The sequence below is a fragment of the Vibrio gazogenes genome, assembly GCF_023920225.1.
Classification (GTDB): Bacteria; Pseudomonadota; Gammaproteobacteria; order Enterobacterales; family Vibrionaceae; genus Vibrio; species Vibrio gazogenes.
Genome location: NZ_CP092588.1, coordinates 389,418 through 408,164 on the forward strand (window position 1 = coordinate 389,418; position 18,747 = coordinate 408,164).

The 18,747-nt window shown below is 44.9% G+C and carries 12 protein-coding genes; 8 read left to right on the top strand and 4 right to left on the bottom strand.

Going from position 1 to position 18,747, the window contains the following annotated elements; all coding sequences use genetic code 11:
- Both MKS89_RS17340 and cqsA read left to right on the top strand, forming a co-directional pair.
- On the top strand, positions 1 to 3,075 hold the full coding sequence (locus MKS89_RS17340; RefSeq protein ID WP_072954838.1) for an efflux RND transporter permease subunit: 3,075 nt from the start codon (positions 1 to 3) through the stop codon (positions 3,073 to 3,075).
- Between the two features lie 433 nt (positions 3,076 to 3,508).
- Positions 3,509 to 4,681 (top strand): alpha-hydroxyketone-type quorum-sensing autoinducer synthase, encoded by a 1,173-nt coding sequence (gene cqsA, locus MKS89_RS17345; RefSeq protein WP_072954841.1) that lies wholly within the window; start codon positions 3,509 to 3,511, stop codon positions 4,679 to 4,681.
- Between the two features lie 71 nt (positions 4,682 to 4,752).
- Here the strand turns inward: cqsA and MKS89_RS17350 are convergent, their stop codons facing one another.
- Positions 4,753 to 6,810 (bottom strand): hybrid sensor histidine kinase/response regulator, encoded by a 2,058-nt coding sequence (locus MKS89_RS17350; protein WP_072954844.1) that lies wholly within the window; start codon positions 6,808 to 6,810, stop codon positions 4,753 to 4,755.
- 719 nt (positions 6,811 to 7,529) lie between these two features.
- Here MKS89_RS17350 and MKS89_RS17355 point away from each other — a divergent pair.
- Both MKS89_RS17355 and MKS89_RS17360 read left to right on the top strand, forming a co-directional pair.
- Positions 7,530 to 7,850 (top strand): hypothetical protein, encoded by a 321-nt coding sequence (locus MKS89_RS17355; RefSeq protein WP_072954845.1) that lies wholly within the window; start codon positions 7,530 to 7,532, stop codon positions 7,848 to 7,850.
- Positions 7,851 to 7,961: 111 nt separating this feature from the next.
- Positions 7,962 to 8,447, top strand: a complete 486-nt coding sequence (locus tag MKS89_RS17360) for a GNAT family N-acetyltransferase (RefSeq protein ID WP_131814846.1) — start codon at positions 7,962 to 7,964, stop codon at positions 8,445 to 8,447.
- Between the two features lie 167 nt (positions 8,448 to 8,614).
- On the opposite strand, the gene MKS89_RS17365 is transcribed toward MKS89_RS17360, so the two are convergent.
- The gene (locus MKS89_RS17365; RefSeq protein ID WP_072954848.1) at positions 8,615 to 10,972 is read right to left on the bottom strand and encodes a glycoside hydrolase family 3 N-terminal domain-containing protein; all 2,358 of its coding nucleotides are present in this window, start codon (positions 10,970 to 10,972) and stop codon (positions 8,615 to 8,617) included.
- Between the two features lie 1,000 nt (positions 10,973 to 11,972).
- Between MKS89_RS17365 and MKS89_RS17370 the strand changes: the two genes are divergently transcribed.
- Complete coding sequence (locus MKS89_RS17370; RefSeq protein WP_077316169.1) at positions 11,973 to 13,148, top strand: carbohydrate-binding protein; 1,176 nt, start codon at positions 11,973 to 11,975, stop codon at positions 13,146 to 13,148.
- Positions 13,149 to 13,398: 250 nt separating this feature from the next.
- On the opposite strand, the gene puuE is transcribed toward MKS89_RS17370, so the two are convergent.
- Both puuE and MKS89_RS17380 read right to left on the bottom strand, forming a co-directional pair.
- A complete protein-coding gene (gene puuE, locus MKS89_RS17375) occupies positions 13,399 to 14,313 on the bottom strand; it encodes an allantoinase PuuE (protein WP_072954849.1) in 915 nt (304 codons plus the stop codon).
- 24 nt (positions 14,314 to 14,337) lie between these two features.
- Positions 14,338 to 15,012, bottom strand: a complete 675-nt coding sequence (locus tag MKS89_RS17380; protein WP_072954852.1) for a GntR family transcriptional regulator — start codon at positions 15,010 to 15,012, stop codon at positions 14,338 to 14,340.
- A 365-nt stretch (positions 15,013 to 15,377) separates the two neighbouring features.
- Here MKS89_RS17380 and MKS89_RS17385 point away from each other — a divergent pair, with 365 nt between their 5' ends.
- The 3 genes from MKS89_RS17385 (at position 15,378) to MKS89_RS17395 (ending at position 18,744) form a co-directional block, all read left to right on the top strand.
- Positions 15,378 to 16,826, top strand: coding sequence for an NCS1 family nucleobase:cation symporter-1 (locus tag MKS89_RS17385; RefSeq protein WP_235862442.1), 1,449 nt, complete (start codon positions 15,378 to 15,380; stop codon positions 16,824 to 16,826).
- Positions 16,827 to 17,267: 441 nt separating this feature from the next.
- Entirely contained in the window at positions 17,268 to 18,059 is a 792-nt protein-coding gene (locus MKS89_RS17390; RefSeq protein ID WP_072954855.1) for a transporter substrate-binding domain-containing protein, read from the top strand.
- A gap of 16 nt (positions 18,060 to 18,075) precedes the next feature.
- Entirely contained in the window at positions 18,076 to 18,744 is a 669-nt protein-coding gene (locus MKS89_RS17395; RefSeq protein WP_072954858.1) for an amino acid ABC transporter permease, read from the top strand.
- The last annotated feature ends 3 nt before the right edge of the window (positions 18,745 to 18,747 follow it).

Below are 18,747 nucleotides of genomic sequence, written 5' to 3' on the forward strand. Positions count from 1 at the left end.
ATGGCATCCCATTCATCTGAAAAGCGTTTCAATCTCTCTGCTTGGGCACTGGAAAACCAACAAATGGTATCGTTTTTGATGTTGATGATCGTCGTCATGGGGATTATCAGTTTTCAAAATCTACCGCGTAACGAAGACCCAGAGTTCACCGTCAAAATTGCGGTGGTTTCTGCGCATTGGCCCGGGGCGACTATCGAAGAAACCACGCAATTTCTAACCGATAAGTTAGAGAAGAAGTTGCAAGAGATCCCTTATCTTGACCATTTGAGAAGTTATACCCGGGCCGGAGAGACGGTCATCTTTGTTAACTTACGCGACAGCACACCGCCAGACCAAGTGGCGGATATCTGGTATCAGACGCGCAAGAAAATGTTGGATTTGTCACCTGAACTACCGAGCGGCGTGATTGGCCCTGCGGTCAATGATGAATTTGCTGATACTTTCGGGACGATTTTCGCATTCACGACAGATGGATTCAGCATGAAAGAGCTGCGTCAGACCGTGGATGGCGTGCGTTCAACGCTGATGCGAGTACCTTATGTCAGTAAGATTGAAGTGATGGGCGCACAGGAGCAACAGGTTGTGCTGGCCATCTCATCCAAACGGCTGGCAGGGCTCGGGTTAAATCTCAAAGAGGTAATTGACAGCTTACAGGCCCAGAATGCCGTGACGCCGGCAGGGGTGATTCGAACCGATGATGAACGGATATCCGTTCAGGTCAGTGGTGCATTCCGCTCGGCCGAAAGCCTGAAAGAGATTGTGCTCCGTATCCATGATCGTTTTATTCCCCTGCGTGACATCGCAAAGATATATACGCAAGCCGAACAGCCCCCGAAACCCGAGTTTCGGGTCGATGGCAAGGCCGCAATAGGGCTGGCGATTTCGATGTCGCCTGATGGCAATATGTTAAAATTCGGGCAGGATTTACGCCAAGCAATGTCTCGGATTGAGAATAATTTACCCTATGGGATTGACGTCACTAAAGTGGCCGACCAATCTGCGGTGGTCAAGGATGCTGTCGGTGGGTTCGTCAAGGTGCTGATTGAAGCGGTCGTGATTGTGCTCGCGGTGTCGTTTGTATCGCTGGGCACAAGAGCAGGCTTGGTCGTTGCTGTGTCGATTCCGATTGTACTCGCTATGACTTTTTCCGGGATGGAGATTGCCGGTATCGGTTTTCAGCGCATCTCTCTCGGGGCGTTGATCATCTCGCTCGGTTTGCTGGTCGATGATGCCATGATCACGATTGAAGCGATGGTTTCCAAGCTGGAAGATGGCTGGCCGCGGAAAAAAGCGGCTGCATGGGCTTATCAAAATACCGCGTTTCCGATGCTAACGGGAACACTGGTAACCATTGCGGGCTTTATTCCGGTCGGATTCGCTGCCTCAAGCGCCGGGGAATATTGCTATTCGCTGTTTGTGGTGGTGATGGTATCCCTAGCCAGTTCATGGATTGTTGCCATTCTTTTCTCACCGTTATTAGGGGTATGGTTATTACCTGAGAATCTGAAAGCTTATGCAGCCAAACAAGGACGACTTTCTGCCGGGTATCAGCGGCTGATTAACGGTGTCCTCCATCATCGATGGAAAACCATTGTTCTGGCGATATCTTTGTTGGTTGTCGCCGGTGCGTTATCTGAGCGGCTCCATTCTGAATTCTTCCCGGCATCTGACCGACCGGAACTGCTTGTCAGTCTGAGACTACCGGCGAATGCGGCTCAGAGAGATACGCTGGCTGAGGTAAAAAAACTGGAAGCTCAGTTGGCAAGTAACCCCAAAGTGGCTCTGTTCTCAAGTTACGTTGGTTCCGGCGCTGTACGGTTCTATCTACCGATGGATATTTTGCTGAATCAGGAGAACATTGCTCAGGTTGTGGTTGTGGCTAAAAATATCGAGCAGCGCAAAACGCTGCGCAAAGAGTTACAAACCATCATGCAGCGTGATTTCGGAGCATGGATTACACGTGTCTCGCCATTAGAACTCGGGCCGCCGGTCGGTTGGCCGTTGCGTTACCGGGTCAGCGGGCCGAACCTGAATCACGTTCGGGCATATGCACAGTCACTGGCGAATGTGGTTGCTGATCATTCCGATACCCGGGATATCAACCTGACATCCGGAGAACCACAGCGTTTGCTGCGTGTCGATGTCGATCAAACGGCTGCCCGGGCTGTCGGGCTGAGCCGCCAACAGATTGCACAACAGTTGGCGACGATTTTTTCTGGTCAGACGATTACATCACTACGGGAAGGGATTCATCCGGTCAGTATTGTGGTGAAAGGTGGTGTGAGTGAGCAGCAGGATATTGAAACGATAGAGAACCTGCAAATTTCGCTCGGTCAGGATCAAGTCATTCCGCTCAGGCAAGTGGCAAAAGTCGAATATACCATTACGGATCCGATTATCTGGCGACGTCAGTTGGAACCCTTTATTACGGTTCAGACCGATATCGCACCCGGAATCATGGCCGAGAAAGTCTCTTCCGAGTTAGCTCCTCAGATTGAAGCATTCAGACAACAACTCCCTGCCGGTTATGAGGTCACAGAAGAAGGTACTGTCAGCGAGTCGGAGAAAGGGAATGAGTCAATTTACGCAGTTTTACCGGTAACGCTCATCGTGATGCTGACCTTGCTCATGATTCAGCTCCGACGTTTCTCCAGCATGATGTTGGCATTGTGTACCGCGCCATTCGGTTTAATCGGGATTGTCGCCGCGATGTTACCAACGGGCACACCTGTCGGTTTTGTCGCGTTGCTTGGCGTGATTGCCTTGGTCGGTATGATTATTCGTAATGCGGTGATTCTGATTTCTGAGGTGGATGACAACCTGAAGCGAGGCAATGGGGCGCATCAATCGATAGTGATGGCCGCAACGCATCGCGCCAGACCAATTTTGTTGACTGCTTTTGCTGCTATTCTTGGCATGATTCCAATTGCCAGACAGGTTTTTTGGGAACCCATGGCATATGCCATCATCGGTGGATTGATGGCTGCAACTGTCATTACGTTAACGGTGTTACCGCCCGCAATTAGTTTGGTCTTACAGTGGGAGAAACGGAGAACATCACAGCAAGAGGCATAAACATCTTCCAAATTTTAGTCGCGCTGCTAATTGATAGCAGCGCTTTTTTTAGCGCTGTATTTTGAATAATTAAATATGCAATTGATTGCTATATTTAACTGCATTTTTTTGCTTTTCTGTTTGAATTATCGACTCAATGTATTGAGAAATATAATATTTTTAGTTCACATTGCTTCTTAGTAAGAATAATGGATAAATTCACTGATTTATTTTCTACAAAATAACAAATTGTTTTAAATTTGAACATATTAGCCATTAAATTAATAATTTTTAAAATAATTAAACCTCCACATGGTAATGATGTGTAAATAATAATGAATTTAATATAATTGAATCTGTAATGATAAGCAAAATAATTTATTTATCATGATGACAACTGACTCTTTGCTGAGAAAATAGCTTTCCTAATTATTATATTTGGAAGGTTTTTATTATGTTTAACTATCCTAAGTCTCTACCTGAATTTATTGAGTCAAGAATTGATTTTTTAATGAAAGATCTTATCAATACGGATTATGGGAAGAACTTAGTTGTTGGGATAACACCGACACTCGAAGATATCGTGATGCAGAGTAATGATTATTTAGATATATCTGAACATATAGATATTCGTGAACAATTGATCAAATCACTGCAACACAAGAAAAATGACATGTTTATGTCATCAATATTTCTACATGATGATAATCATAAACATATCTTAGAAGATGAGATATCAAAGTACACTGGCTTTAGTAACTCATTTATCTCTCAGTCTGGATGGAGTGCGAATGTCTCTTTATTACAAGCTCTTTGTGTACCAGAAACCAATGTCTATATTGATTTTTTTGCTCATATGTCGATGTGGGAAGGGGCTCGCTATAGTCATGCGAATATTCATCCATTTATGCATAATAACTGTAATCATTTGAAAAAATTGATCCAACGCCATGGCCCCGGGATTATCGTGGTGGACTCTGTCTACAGTACCATCGGAACCGTAGCGCCTTTAGAAGATATTGTTGCAATCGCTCATGAGTATAATTGTGTTTCAGTTGTGGATGAATCGCACTCTTTAGGGATCTACGGGCAGAATGGCGCAGGCATATTAAATGAGCTGGGTCTATCGGAAAAAGTTGATTTCATGACTGCAAGCTTAGCAAAAGCATTTGCCTACCGTGCTGGTATCATTTGCACGAATAGCGATTTTGGTCACTGTATCCCATATGCTGCATTTTCGAATATTTTTAGTTCAACGATGATGACTCATGAAATTCCAGCATTAAAAGCAACATTGGATGTAATAAGAAATGCTGATGATAGAAGAGAGAAATTGTTTGCTTTATCAAAAAAACTGAGATTAGGATTGAAGGAAATTGGTCTTGATATAAGAAGCCAGTCTCATATTGTTTCACTAGAAACGGGTGATGAATTTAATACTAAAAAAATTAGGACAATACTTGAAGAACAAGGTATTTTTGGTTCGGTTTTTTGCCGTCCAGCAACACCTAAAAATAAAAATATTATTCGATTTTCGATTAATAGTTCGTTAAGTTTTGAAGATGTAGATAAAATAATAATCGTCTGCGATTCATTATTAAAAGATAGTTCTGTGTATTTTAAGTAAAATATATTTTATGTACATCATGCTTCTAAATTAGATTTGATACAGAACTAAAAGCGTGAAGGAATAGATGGTTATATCCAATTTGCTAGCTTATCAAGTAAGTTATTTGTATCTGCTGGTTTAATAATATAATCATTCATTCCAGAATTCCGAATTCGTTTCAACGTTGGTGTATTGGTATCACCCGTGTGACCAAGAATTGGAATATGTCGATAAGGTTTCTGGGAGCGGCGAATCGTACTGGTAGTTTCGATGCCATCAAGAATAGGCATCTCAATATCCATCAGAATCAGATCAACTTCGTGCGCCTCCATCGTTCCCAGAGCCTCTTGACCATTTGATGCTTGTAAAACATGATAGCCCTGCTTCTCTAAAAGAATCGCGGTCAAGTTGCGAACGGAATGATTATCGTCCACGATCAGGATGCATTTTTCGCTGCGCTCCTGTTTGAGTGGTATGACATTTCTATCGGCTTCAACTATTTCTGGCAGCTCAAAAAATAAGTGATATAGAATCGAGGCGCTTTGATCAAGTAAATAACTTCTTTCCAGCGGATAGACAGAAAGATGGCGTTCGATATGAATCGGATATTGGCTATCGGCATCATAAATATAGTGGATTTGTGCTTCAGAGAAATGAAGCTGAGATTCTAGAACAGTCAGTAAATCCCATTGCCGATTAATTTGGTTGAGATCGACCATGATCACATCAAACTCGAAATCATATTCCTTGCGTTTGGTCGCCTCGGGCAATGTGATGGTCTCGATATGAAATCCCATCTGCTGTGCCTGTTTTTTCAGCCGCAGCCGAACGTCACCCTCGTTACCAACGTAAAGTAAAGATTTTGCATTCACCAATTCTTCTTTGAGTTTTCTCATTTCCGAAGATGATTCGGTTGGGAATAAGAGTGTGAATTCTGTCCACTGACCTAACACGGAAGCGCATTCAATTTTTCCACCGAAAGCTTCCATAATGCGTCGACAGAATGGTAATCCCAGACCATACCCTCCGTTTTTACCGTGTGTATAAAAGTCTTTAAAAATATCTTGAAGGTGCTCTTTGGCAATCCCAGCACCATTATCTGTAACGGTTATTTGATTCCATTTGTCTTGAGTCGTAATAGAAATTTCAATGTGAAAGTTCTCATTATTTTGATAATAAAATGCATTTTTGAATAAATTATAAAAAGCATACTTTAGCAAAATGTCGCTGCCTAGGAATCTGAAATCGTCTTCAATATGAATATTGATAGCCAGTCGATCGAGTGGGTTTTTATAACTGAACGATTGGATGGCATGCTGCGCAATGTCACTGATAGTGTAGATTTTGAAAGTCGATGTCGGAATCCGATTTTGGTCTATTGAAGTAAGGAGCAGATTGATTGTCTCATTAGCAGAATCAACGGTGTGATTCATATTGTCGAGTAGTTCATTAACCATCTGATAATCATTCTGTTCGATCATGTAATGGGGCACTGAATCGGTCGGATGCTTAGTATGCAGTAGCGATTGAAGCAGATCTACAGATGATTTGATTGCACTGAGCGGATTACGCATTTCATGCGCAATTCCTGCTCCGAAGGATTTTGCAATGGAGACCTTTGCTTCATGAGATATCTGATTTCGAAAATAAAATACGTTACCGAAAATATAGACGAAAAGAAATATTGGGATATATGCCCAATCGTGAAAAGAACTCAGTTCATTTCCGTTGATATAGATAGCGATAAAATAAGCGATAAGTATGGATATAGTTGTTTGAATGATCAGCGATTTTGTTTCATGAATAAGTAGTATATGCAAACAAATGGAAGATGTGAAAGACATAACCCAGACATTATTATAATCATTCATGATCATCATGTAGCCAAAGAAAAATGGCAGGCAATATCCCATCGTAAAGTAGTAGTAGTAAGGGAGATACTTTTGGATTTTTATGGGCACGAAAGAACGTAACGCTAGGCCAAGACAGAGGAGTGTTCCAATGACTCTTAACCAAAGAGATTCATATGGTTGAGGGAAAAGATAAGTCCAGACATAGTAATATACAGGAAAGCCGAAAAATCCCAGCCATCCCACGGAGGATAAATTAGGTTCTGCATATTGGTATATTTTCTTGATAACATTCATTGATTTTCTAGCCCAAACCGAACAAATTGTCTGTTAGATTACGGTCACGATGTCAGCAATGTGATGTTCTAACTTTTATATTTTATAACGACAAGACTACCTGATTATACACCGAAGAGAAATGCTCTTTTGTCTTAAGCATGTGTTTTATATGGCTGTTGTGGAATATGAGGCGGTGAGCCGAGAGTCACAGGGATTGACTAGTAAATTTTTATTGTCTTTTTTATTATTAAAAGATATTGAATTTAATAAATACTTTGGCATAAATGTGTCTGTTTACATGCTCGCTGGACTCTTCATTAACCGTTATTTTATTGTTCATCTGTAGTTCAAAGTTAACTGAATTTCGATACTAGAGAGTTGCTTTCGGACATGCCATTGAAAGCGAAAAAACTGAATTGCGCACCAAAACGCGACTTGCAAAGTTTTATCTCCCAGCCGCCGGCCCCAAACTTTGCACATCTCGGTGCCCATACACGCCGCCTAAGCATAAAAATGTTATATCCCTTCAAAAAATCGCCTTCCCAAAATCAAACTGACTTGATAATGCGTGAATCCTGTCCTGCATGTTGCATATAATGGTCCGACTTGCAGATCAATTTTTATTTTATATAAATCATCTGGCTGCGGTAGCGTAGTGAATCAGGAAAGGCTTGGCGAAACATTGCCAGTCACCACGTTCCAATAATCATAAAGAAAGCAACACGAAGGGTGTTTACATGGCAACGTTAGGGTTCAGGCTCACCATCGATGGCGTCAATGATGAGACATTGGTGGTCCGTGATTATCAGGGCATCGAATCGATCTCAGACTCGGTGGATGATCAAGGTCAGCCGGTTTATGGCTATCGGTATCGCATCGATATTGCCAGCCGCAACAATGACCTGAGTTTCGAGCAGATGGTCAATAGCAGTGCATTACTGGAAGTGCTGCGTGATAACGAAGTGGTACAAAAGGTTCATGGCATGATTCGTAATTTCAGTGCATATCTCCTGATTGGCTGGGCACTTCACCCAGCGCTACGTTTCCTCTTTCTTTAATGCAATAACTAATATTGACATGTTAGCTTTGGGACGAGTAAATAGATTGTTGATATTGAATATCAAGGGATACTCAAGGTGACGATTCAATTGCAAACCCAACGATTAACAATGAGACAGATTAATGTAACGGATTGGGATTTCTTTCACGACTTGCAAACCGACCTAACAGCGATCAAATACTGCTTTAACCGACGAACAGAGGCCCAAATCAGGGCGCGATTCGAATCTCGTTTACCACCGTGGACCCCAGCGTCTGATTTCTGGTTATGTCTTATGTTACAAGAAATATCGACCAATCAGCTTGTCGGTCTTACCGGATTTCATTTGCAGAATCATGTGGCCGAGCTGGGTTATATGATTGCGCCGGAGGCCAGTGGTAAGGGCTATGCGACAGAGTCTTTAAATGGCCTGCTCGAATTTGCTGACAACTGCGGTATCAAACGCTTTCAAGCCAATGTCACTCAGGGGAATTATGCCTCTGAACGTGTTCTGTTAAAATGTGGCTTCCACTGTGCTGAGGTGGTGAAGCAAGATGTCGAAATCGGTGGAACGCTGTATGACGATCTGATTTATCGCAAGGAGAGCGGTGCCTGAAGTGACTCTTTACTTTGGTCAATACAGTTACAGTATGAAACGTATTACCGTCGTCAACTGCACATAGAAAGACGAACCAAACGGTTCGTCTTTTGTTTAAACAATCTCAATTGGTTTTACTGCAATCGATTCACTTGAAAGCCAGATGATGAATGATTGAAACGCAGCTATTCTACTGTGACATCGCAGACCATATTCCATGCTTGCGGCAGCACTTTCTTACTACCGCTGACGTGGATGGTATAGCGCGATTCAATCGCTTGTGAAGAACGACCAATCATCAGTTCAAACTCGCCACCTTCCACAACGCGCTGGTTGGAAGTGTCGGTAAAATTCAGCATATCAACCGGCAAATGGAAGGTGACTGTTTTCTGTTCTCCGGCTTTTAAGTGAACCTTTTTAAAGCCTTTCAGTTCTTTGACCGGACGTACAACCGAACAGACTTTATCCCGTACATATAACTGGACAACTTCTGCACCGTCACGTTCACCGCTGTTGGTAATCATCACCGAAAGCGCCACGGACTCATCAAAATCATATTCGGTTTTGGCCAGTGTCGCATTGGTGTAGTCGAAGTGAGTGTAACTGAGCCCAAAGCCGAAGTTGAATTGGGAACCGAAGTGGAATGCGATCGGTGTGCCGGAGCTCTTCAGCTTATGGTTGTAGTAGTAGGGGACGGCGCCGACATTTTTCGGGATCGAAACGGTCAGACGACCACTTGGGTTGATCACACCTGTCAGCATATCTGCAATGGCATCGGCACCGCCTTGTCCGGGCTCCCAGCCATAGACAATCGCAGCGGCTTCGTCTTCAGCGCGTCCCAAACGGTATGGTCGGCCTCCCGTGACGAGAACCACGACCGGTTTACCGCGATCAAGTGCAGCATCGAGCAGTTGTTGCTGAACGCCCGGCAGATTCAGTGAGTCTGCATCCGAGCCTTCACCAATCGTCCCGGTTTGGAATAACCCTGCCAAATCCCCGACGCACACTACAGCGATGTCAGCGTCATCGATGATTGACACCGACGAGGCAATCGCGGATGTATCCAGACTGACAGGGGAGACTTTGTCTTGTGTTACTGCGATATCGACATCCCCGGGGAATACCGGTGCACCGCTGTTACGTTCAGGCAGAATGTCACACCCTTTTTGATAACCAACGAGATTGACACGTTCCGCTAACGCTTCTTTAATCGATTTAGCCACGCGTTCGCTGGCATGACTTCCCCCCAAAATGAGGTGAACAGGGAAGCTATAACCGGAGAGCAGCGCTAAAGGATCATCGGCTGTCGGCCCGATTAGCGCAACTTTGCTCTGTTGCGACAGCGGCAGATGACCATCGTTTTTCAGTAAGACAATCGACTCTCCCGCGGCTTGGTAGGCCAGCTTCTCACTCACGTCATTGTGCAGTGCTTCGGTCGGTAGGGGGGTGTAAGGATCTTCAAATAGACCTAATTCAAATTTGACGGATAGAATACGGGTAACGATTTCGTTAATCTTTTCTTCTGTAATCAAACCGCGTTCGATAGCTTCGGTGAGATAAATCGCACACTTGTCGTCCGGTAATTCAACATCAAGCCCCGCATTAAAGGATTGTGCTGCTGCATCCACACGGTCTGTCGCGGTCGCGTGATGTTCGCTCAGCAACTCCACACCGCCGTAGTCAGCCACGACCAGACCATCAAAGCCCCATTGATGACGCAGAATTTCGGTCAGCAAGTACGCCGAGCTATGACAGGGTTCACCGTCGATATCATGATAAGCCGGCATCACAGAACCGGCTTTACCGAGTTTGACAGCCATTTCAAAGGGGAGCAGGAAGGTATCATTGAGTGTTTTAAAACCGATATTGACCGGCGCATGGTTACGCGCACCTTCACTGGCAGAGTGGCCGACATAGTGTTTCAAGGTGGCAATAAAGTCGCGGTCTTTGCCTTGTAATCCTTTGACGTAGCTGGTGGCGATCATGCCGACAAGATAAGGATCTTCGGCTAATGTCTCTTCGGTACGCCCCCAGCGCACATCGCGAGAGACATCCAACACCGGTGATAACCCTTGTTTGGCACCGATAGCTTTTGCCTGACGGCTGATATCTTGTGCGACTTGCTCGATCAATTCCGGGTTCCACGTATGACCATAATTGATCGACGCAGGATACAGGGTGGCATCTTTTGCCATCAGACCGACGAGGCATTCCTCGTGAGCAATCGCAGGGATGCCCAATCGAGTTTCTTCGACAAGATATTTTTGGAGTTGATTGAGCGCTTTGACGCCCGTCACGGGATCAACAATATGCGTGCCGAGAGGACGCGTGATCTGCCCCAGACCATGCATGAGCTTTTCTTTGACGGAACGCGAAACAGCCTGATTTGTGAATTCCAGCTCACGTTCCTGATGATCGCCTTGTTCGTCGAGTATCAGCCATTGCGCGCCTAACTGCGCGATTTTTTCTTCGATTGTCATCTGTGACAGTAGATCATGTACACGTTCAGACGTTGTGTAGCTCGCATCTTTGTATATTGACATAAACAAGTTCCTATCATTGAAAACTCCATTAAAACTCTGCCCATTCTGACTGAGTCTTGCAAAGCTGCATTTATTCAAATTCACGATTAGGTTACGTTATTTTGTAAATGTGATTCAAATACAAAAAACGCTAGGGAGACAGAGATTATGAGAGCCCGATTCTACCAGTATTGTTCTCCACTGAATATCGATACGATCATGATATTGCTAGAATAAATTGTATCTTCAGGTCATCATCTGTGTGATTAAAAATAGATAGTTTATATGATGGTAGAAAGTTATTTATTTAGTGTGTTAGGCGACGCTGCTCTCAATATTATATGAGGATTTTATGTCTTTTATCATGGTTTCTCTATTTTTATGACATTATTTATATTTAATCCATTTAAGTGTTGATATTGTTTATTTTATATTGATTAAATCTTTGGTTGAGTATCATATTCTATTTATATGTGCTGGGTAATCCTGTTCTGTATTATATCGTTTTTCTTGTTCGAGCAAAGTGCTGTCTGTTTTGTTGCTGTCTTTTTATAATATTGATATTAATCAGTTAATTATATGCATATTAATGTCGGTGGTGAATGACTGGTCTTCTACGTAACTGTCCTTCAACGTAACTGTCCTTTTACAACATAGAACCTTTAACAACATAGAAGCGTGCAACGATGCCTCGATATTTTTATCCCCTATCTGATTCATCTTTTTTTGATACCCGAGTCAATTGTTTATCTCACTTTAAAAATCATGATATAAATTTTTCGATATAACGATCTATAAATGAAAATGACATCGTTGTTATTTACATGGTGACATTGGTTCAATTGATAGAATACGTTTATTTTTGTGATTATTTTGTGGGGAATTTCATTTAATAAATATCAAAATTTGACAAAATAAGCAAATGAATGAATATTCATATTGTTATGCTTCCTAGAGTTTTAATTATTGTGACGTTGATGTCAGTCTTGATTTGATGACGATATGTTGATTGAGGATAAAGATGAAAATGAAATTAAATACTGCATTGAGCTTGATTGGGTGCGCTTTGTTTTCGCAGGCCGCGATGAGCGCCAACTGGCAACTTGTCTGGCAAGATGAATTTACCAATCGCATTAGCCCTGATTGGGTATTTGAAATTGGTAATGGTAGTAGTGGTTGGGGAAATCAGGAGTTGCAATATTACCAACGGCAAAATGCCACGGTTGAACAGGGGAATTTGGTCATTACCGCCAAACGTGAAGATGTCAATGGTTTCCGGTATACATCATCGCGGATGAAAACTCAGGGATTGGCATCATTCCGCTATGGTCGTGTCGAAGCGCGTATCCGTTTACCGAATGGTAGTGGTTTATGGCCTGCGTTCTGGATGCTGGGCAGTGATATTGATCGTGTTGGCTGGCCTCGCTGCGGTGAGCTGGACATTATGGAACATATCAATTCTGAGAACCAAATCTACGGTACGGCACACTGGGAAGAGAATGGTCATGCGAGCTACTCCAGCCCGAGTTATAACCTCGACGTCAGCCAATACCACAATTACGCGATTGAGTGGGATGAAAACGAAATTCGCTGGTATGTCGATGGCAATATGTACCATGTAATGAGCATTGCCAATAATGCTGGTGGTACTGAAGAATTGCATAACGATTTCTTCTTACTTCTGAACATGGCCGTTGGTGGGCAGTGGCCGGGATTCAATATTGATGAGAGCAAACTCCCGGCGAAGATGTATGTCGACTATGTCCGGGTTTACCGCGATGCAGATCGGCCTTCCGATGACCCGTCAAACGATTTTCCCAAACAGATTGAAGCGGAAGACTTTTCTAATATGAAAGGCGTTGGCACCGGGCCGAGTAACGATGTCGGTGGTGGTAACAGTGTCGGCTGGATCGACACCGGTGACTGGATGTCTTACGACAATATCAACATTCCGACCTCTGGCGACTATCGCATTGACTACCGTGTTTCGAGCTTAAACGGTGGCGGGCGCTTGTCACTGGATCTCTCATCAGGTTCAACCGTATTAGGTTATTTAGACATTGGTGCGACCGGTGGCTGGGACAAATGGACAACCTTATCGCAGACCGTACATATTAATGCCGGTACTTATAACTTTGGCATTTATGCACAGCGGGGTGGCTTTAACTTGAACTGGTGGCGGATAAGCAAGTTATAACGCTGGTTGGTTTAAGCCCCTATGTCCGGATCATATGTCCGATCGACAAATCCCCATTCATGTCAATGAGTGGGGATTCTTTATGGGACAGTGGCATGTGTTGAGTCTGATCGAGTTCAGCGAGTGACCGAAAGCAATGACTGAACTCGAATGAAGGCCGTTGTATTCAGGAAACCGTTGTGTTCAGGAAACTATAGTATTCAGAAAACTATAGTATTAAAAAAACCATAGTATTAAGAAAACAATCGTATTAAATGGCCGACGGATGCGTCTCCATCCAATGGCGGGCGATGGCTTCTCGTTTGGCGATCCAGACGTGATCGTGTGACTGAACATAATCGAGGAATTTCTTCAGCGCCATAAATCGACTCGGTTTCCCCAGAATCCGACAATGCATACCAATCGACATCATTTTGGGGCTTTCTTTGCCTTCTTCATATAAACAATCGAAATGATCTTTCAGATACTGGAAAAATTCATCCCCGTGACTGAAACCATAAGGGGACGCAAAGCGCATATCATTGGTATCGAGGGTGTAAGGAATGACCAGGTGAGGTTCTGCTTGACCTGCAACCGGAGTCCAGAATGGCAGATCGTCTCCGTAATAGTCAGAGTCATAGAGCAAGCCGTCCTGTTGTGCCACTAACTGGCGTGTGTTTGGTGAATCGCGCCCGGTGTACCAGCCAATCGGACGTTTGCCCGTCAGGTTTTCAATGATATCCAGCGCTTCCTGCATGTGCTGACGTTCCTGCTCAATCGGCATGCTCTGATAATGAATCCATTTCAGGCCATGGCAAACAATTTCATGATCGGCTTCAACAATTGCTTTTGTGACTTCCGGATTACGTTGGAGTGCGGTTGCAATGCCGAAAATCGTCAATGGCAGGTTGCGTTGACGAAATTCATTCAGAATCCGCCAGACGCCAACCCGGGAGCCGTATTCATAAAGAGATTCCATACTCATGTGGCGTTCGGGATAAGGCTCTGCACCGAATATCTCAGAGAGAAATGTTTCGGCATGGTCATCCCCGTGCAGTACGCAGTTTTCCCCGCCTTCTTCGTAGTTCAATACAAATTGCAGCGCGATACGCGCCTGTCCCGGCCATTGGGCATGCGGCACGGCGCGGCCATAGCCGATATAATCGCGGGGATTGTTCTCTTCCATGTGTTATTCCTTCCTTGATGACAATTATTTTTCTGTTGTGGCAAAAATCTGCTGAAAATCAATCACTGTTTTCTGGTCTTGTTCGAGTCTCAACGAGGCGCGGATATGATGGAGATGGTGAGTCATCCACTGTTGTGCTGCTTGCGTCTCTTGCTGGTTGAGCAGCGTAATCAGTTCGGCATGATCGCCATAGTCACAGCTAACGCTTTGGTGTGAGCCAAATGCGGCGATGACCAGAGAAGAGCGATAGCAGAGTTGTTCGATAAAATCGGCCAGTACGGAATTACCGGCTTGTTTGGCAAGTTCGTAATGGAAGCGGGCAGTGAGCTGAATTGAATCGGAGAGATGCCCATGGCGTTCGGCTTCTTTTTCTTCATAGATCATCTGGGTAAACCGTTCGGACTGTTGTGCGTCCCAATGTTTTTGTAGCTCGGGAATCAACAAGGGTTCGAGCAGAATTCGGCTATTCAGTACTTCTTCCGCTTCCTGCGGTGTCGGGCGATTCACATGCGCGCCTTTATTCGGTTCAATCACTACAAACCGTTCCAGCGCCAAACGTTGCAATACTTTGCGAATCCCGGTTCGGCTGACTCCGAATGCTTCAGAGAGCCGATCCTCCGGCAGGCGCACGCCCGGTGCGAGTTGATGCTCGACAATGGCTTTGAGCATTTTCTGATAAATTTTTTCATCATTCGACATCAGTGTCTTCTCGTTAGGTGTTTTCTCGTTATGTGACAGATTCGTTATGTGATCTGGATTCTTTGAATGACATACTTTGTATACAGTTTATGTCGGCAAGCTGTATACAGGCAATATATATACCATGGAAACAAACAATTGTTCAGGATGTTTTACTTACATGGTGTCTGTCCGTGGCTTGCGCGGTGCTTGTGTCCCGAATGGGATACCGTTGTGCACCATAAGGCTGCAAAATTGCATGAAATCAGTGCAATCCGAACTGGTATTGCGCCATAGAGCGATACACCATACGGCTTTACCATGATATTTCAGGTTGGCACGCAAATTGTATTTATCATTGTATACAATCTTGACATGGAGAGTCGATGATGAAAACAACACAACTACCAATCAGCCCCCGGCTGAGTAATGAAGATTTAGCCCCTGATACGGAACAAAAGTGGGGTTGGTATAGTATTTTTGCGTTCTGGATGTCTGATGTGCACAGCGTCGGTGGCTACGTCTTTGCGGCGAGTCTATTTGCGCTCGGGCTCAATGGCATTCAGGTCTTTATCAGTTTACTGGCCGGTATATCTATCGTGATGGTCTTTGCGAATCTGATGGGTAAACCGGGTCAGCAATCCGGGGCGCCATTTCCGGTGATTGCCCGGATGTCATTCGGTGTCTTCGGGGCAAACATTCCTGCGGTGATCCGCGGGTTGATTGCTGTGGTCTGGTACGGGATTCAAACCTTTTTAGCGTCAAGCTCATTCATTATTTTACTATTGTACTTTTTCCCACAGTTAAGCAGTCTGGCGGACAAAAGCTTTGTCGGACTATCCTATCTCGGCTGGATTGGCTTCAGCGCGATGTGGTTGATGCAAGCGATTGTCTTTATGTTTGGGATGACGATGATCCGCAAAGTGATCGATTGGTCAGGGCCGGCGATTTATATTGCGATGTTTGCACTGTGTCTGTACATGATTGATCGTGCCGGATGGGACAATATCAGCTTTAACCTGAGCAGCCATAATCTCGAAGGATGGGATGCAATCACTCAGATGATCATTGCGATTGCTCTGGTTGCCGGTTATTTCGCAGGGCCGACCCTCAACTTCAGTGACTTTTCGCGTTATTGCGGTAGCTATCAAAAGCTGAAGCTGGGTAACTGGCTGGGTCTGCCTCTGAACTTTGTTTTGTTCTCACTGTTCAGTGTGGTCATTGTGTCTGCATCGATTCCGGTCTTTGGTGAAATGATTACTGATCCGGTTGAAACGGTAAAACGACTCGATTCCGGGCTGATTACTGTGTTGGGTGCTATGACATTCATTTTTGCGACCGTGGGGATCAACATCGTTGCCAACTTCGTTGCACCGGCATTTGACTTCTCGAATGTGTCGCCGCAGAAAATCAGTTTCAAAGTCGGTGGCTTTATCGCTGCATTCGGTTCGGTACTGCTGACACCGTGGAACTTGTTTAACAACCCGGAAGTGATTCACTACACGGTGGATATTCTTGCTGCGATGATTGGCCCGCTGTACGGCATTATTCTGGTCGATTACTTCCTGATTAAGAAAGGTCAGATCGATGTCCCATCGTTATATACCGAATCCCCGCAGGGGCAATACTGGTATGAAAATGGTGTGAACAGAAAAAGTATCTACGCCCTTGCGATGGCGGGTTTCGTGGCTGTCTGTGCTACATTCTGGGTCACCGAACTTGCCAACTATGCGCTATTTATTGGTGGCGGGGTTGCCGCATCGACTTATCGTTTCATGATGGAATCGGAGCGAGTTCGTGTCGGCAGCTTAAAGCTGGCTAAGCAGAAGTCATAACGTGGATTGCCGGTGAGAAGGTAACAAACGGCCCGGTTCGCTTTTGACTGCTCAAAAAGCTGCTCAAAGACGAACCGGGTTTTCTCTGGCGATGCTGGTAGAATCAATTGACCACCCAGCGCGACTGACTCAGTCACCATCCCGTCCTGACGCTTTATGCCACCATCCTAATCCCTTTGTTATCCCGCTCCTCAACCGCTTTATCGCGCTCTTTGCTCCCTGATGGGGAGTGCCGCCCTGACATCATCCCCTTGCACCGTATTGGTTCATCGGTTGCATGAGAATGGGCCAATGGTGAACGGTGCTTGCGCGATATATTGATATTAAATGTTTAATTATCAATAAAATCAACCGGATAAATTGTTAAATTTAACATGGCACAATCGTTGCAGAAATTGATTTGATTGTTTCAATCGTTTCATGACAAGATAAGGGACTCAAATGAAATTACTTCGATTGTTTGCTATAGCAGTGGCTTCGGTCATGTTGATGGGATACACACTGACAGCATCTGCCGATCAGTTGGAAACCATTCAGAAACGTGGGGTATTGAAGGTGGCGGTGCCCCAAGACTTTCCGCCGTTTGGTTCTGTCGGAACAGACATGCAGCCACAGGGATACGATATTGATATGGCGGCCTACATTGCCAAGCAGATGAAGGTCAAATTGCAATTGGTGCCGGTTACCAGTGCCAACCGAATTCCATATTTGCAAACGCAGAAAGTGGATTTGGTGATTTCAAGCATGGGGAAAAATCCACAACGCGAAAAAGCGATCGATTTCAGTGAAGCGTATGCACCGTTTTATCTGGGCGTATTCGGATCCGCAGATGAGCAAGTCAGTTCTGCGGATGATTTGGCGAATAAAACCGTCGGTGTGACTCGTGGCTCAGTTGAAGACCTGGAGTTAAGCAAACTGGTGCCGGCATCGGCAACGATTAAACGGTTTGAAGACAACAATGCCACACTGTCGGCTTTCTTGTCCGGGCAGATCAGTCTGATCGCGACCGGAAATTTGGTGGTCACCGAAATTGCGACCCGTTACCCGAATAAAGCCCCACAGACAAAGTTTTTACTGAAAAATTCACCGTGCTATGTCGGGGTGATGAAAGGTGAGCAATCGTTGGTCAGCGAGGTCAATCGCTTGATCGAACAAGCGAAAGCTGACGGTGTGCTGGAGCAGTTCTCACAGAAATGGCTCAAAGCACCATTTCCGAAAAATTTAGGCGCTTAACCTCTGGGAGAACCGCATGAGTTATCAGCTAGACTATGCCGGATTAGCGCCATACCTGCCACAGTTTGTGGCAGGTGTCTGGACGACGGTGCAACTGACGGTGATTTCAACCGTCGCAGGGTTGGTGGTTGGCACGTTGTGTGCCGCAGGCCGAACCGGACGCCAACCCGGATTGCGCTTGCTGTGTGCCAGCTACATTGAGGTCACTCGCAACACCCCGTTTATTGTGCAGCTCTTTTTCATTTTCTTCGGTTTACCGGCACTCGGGCTCAAGCTCACCGCATGGGAGGCAGGTATGATCGCCATGGTCTTCAATCTGGGCGCATACAGTGCAGAGATTATCCGGGCCGGTATTGATGCTGTGCCGTCAGGGCAATGGGAAGCGGGTAAAACGCTGGGGCTGACCCGACGTCAGATCTTCATCCACATTGTTTTGCCACCGGCATACCAACGGGTTTATCCGGCATTGGTCAGTCAATGCATTATTGTGATGCTCGGTTCGGCGGTGGTGTCGCAGATATCGGTCGAAGACCTGACCTTTGCTGCAAACTTTGTGCAATCCCGTAGTTTTCTGAGTTTTGAATCTTACACATTAACCGCGGTGATTTATCTGGTACTGGCGATTTTGATGCGCCAAGGATTTGCTTATTTTCGCCACCTTGCGTTTAAAAACCCATCGTTATAGGAG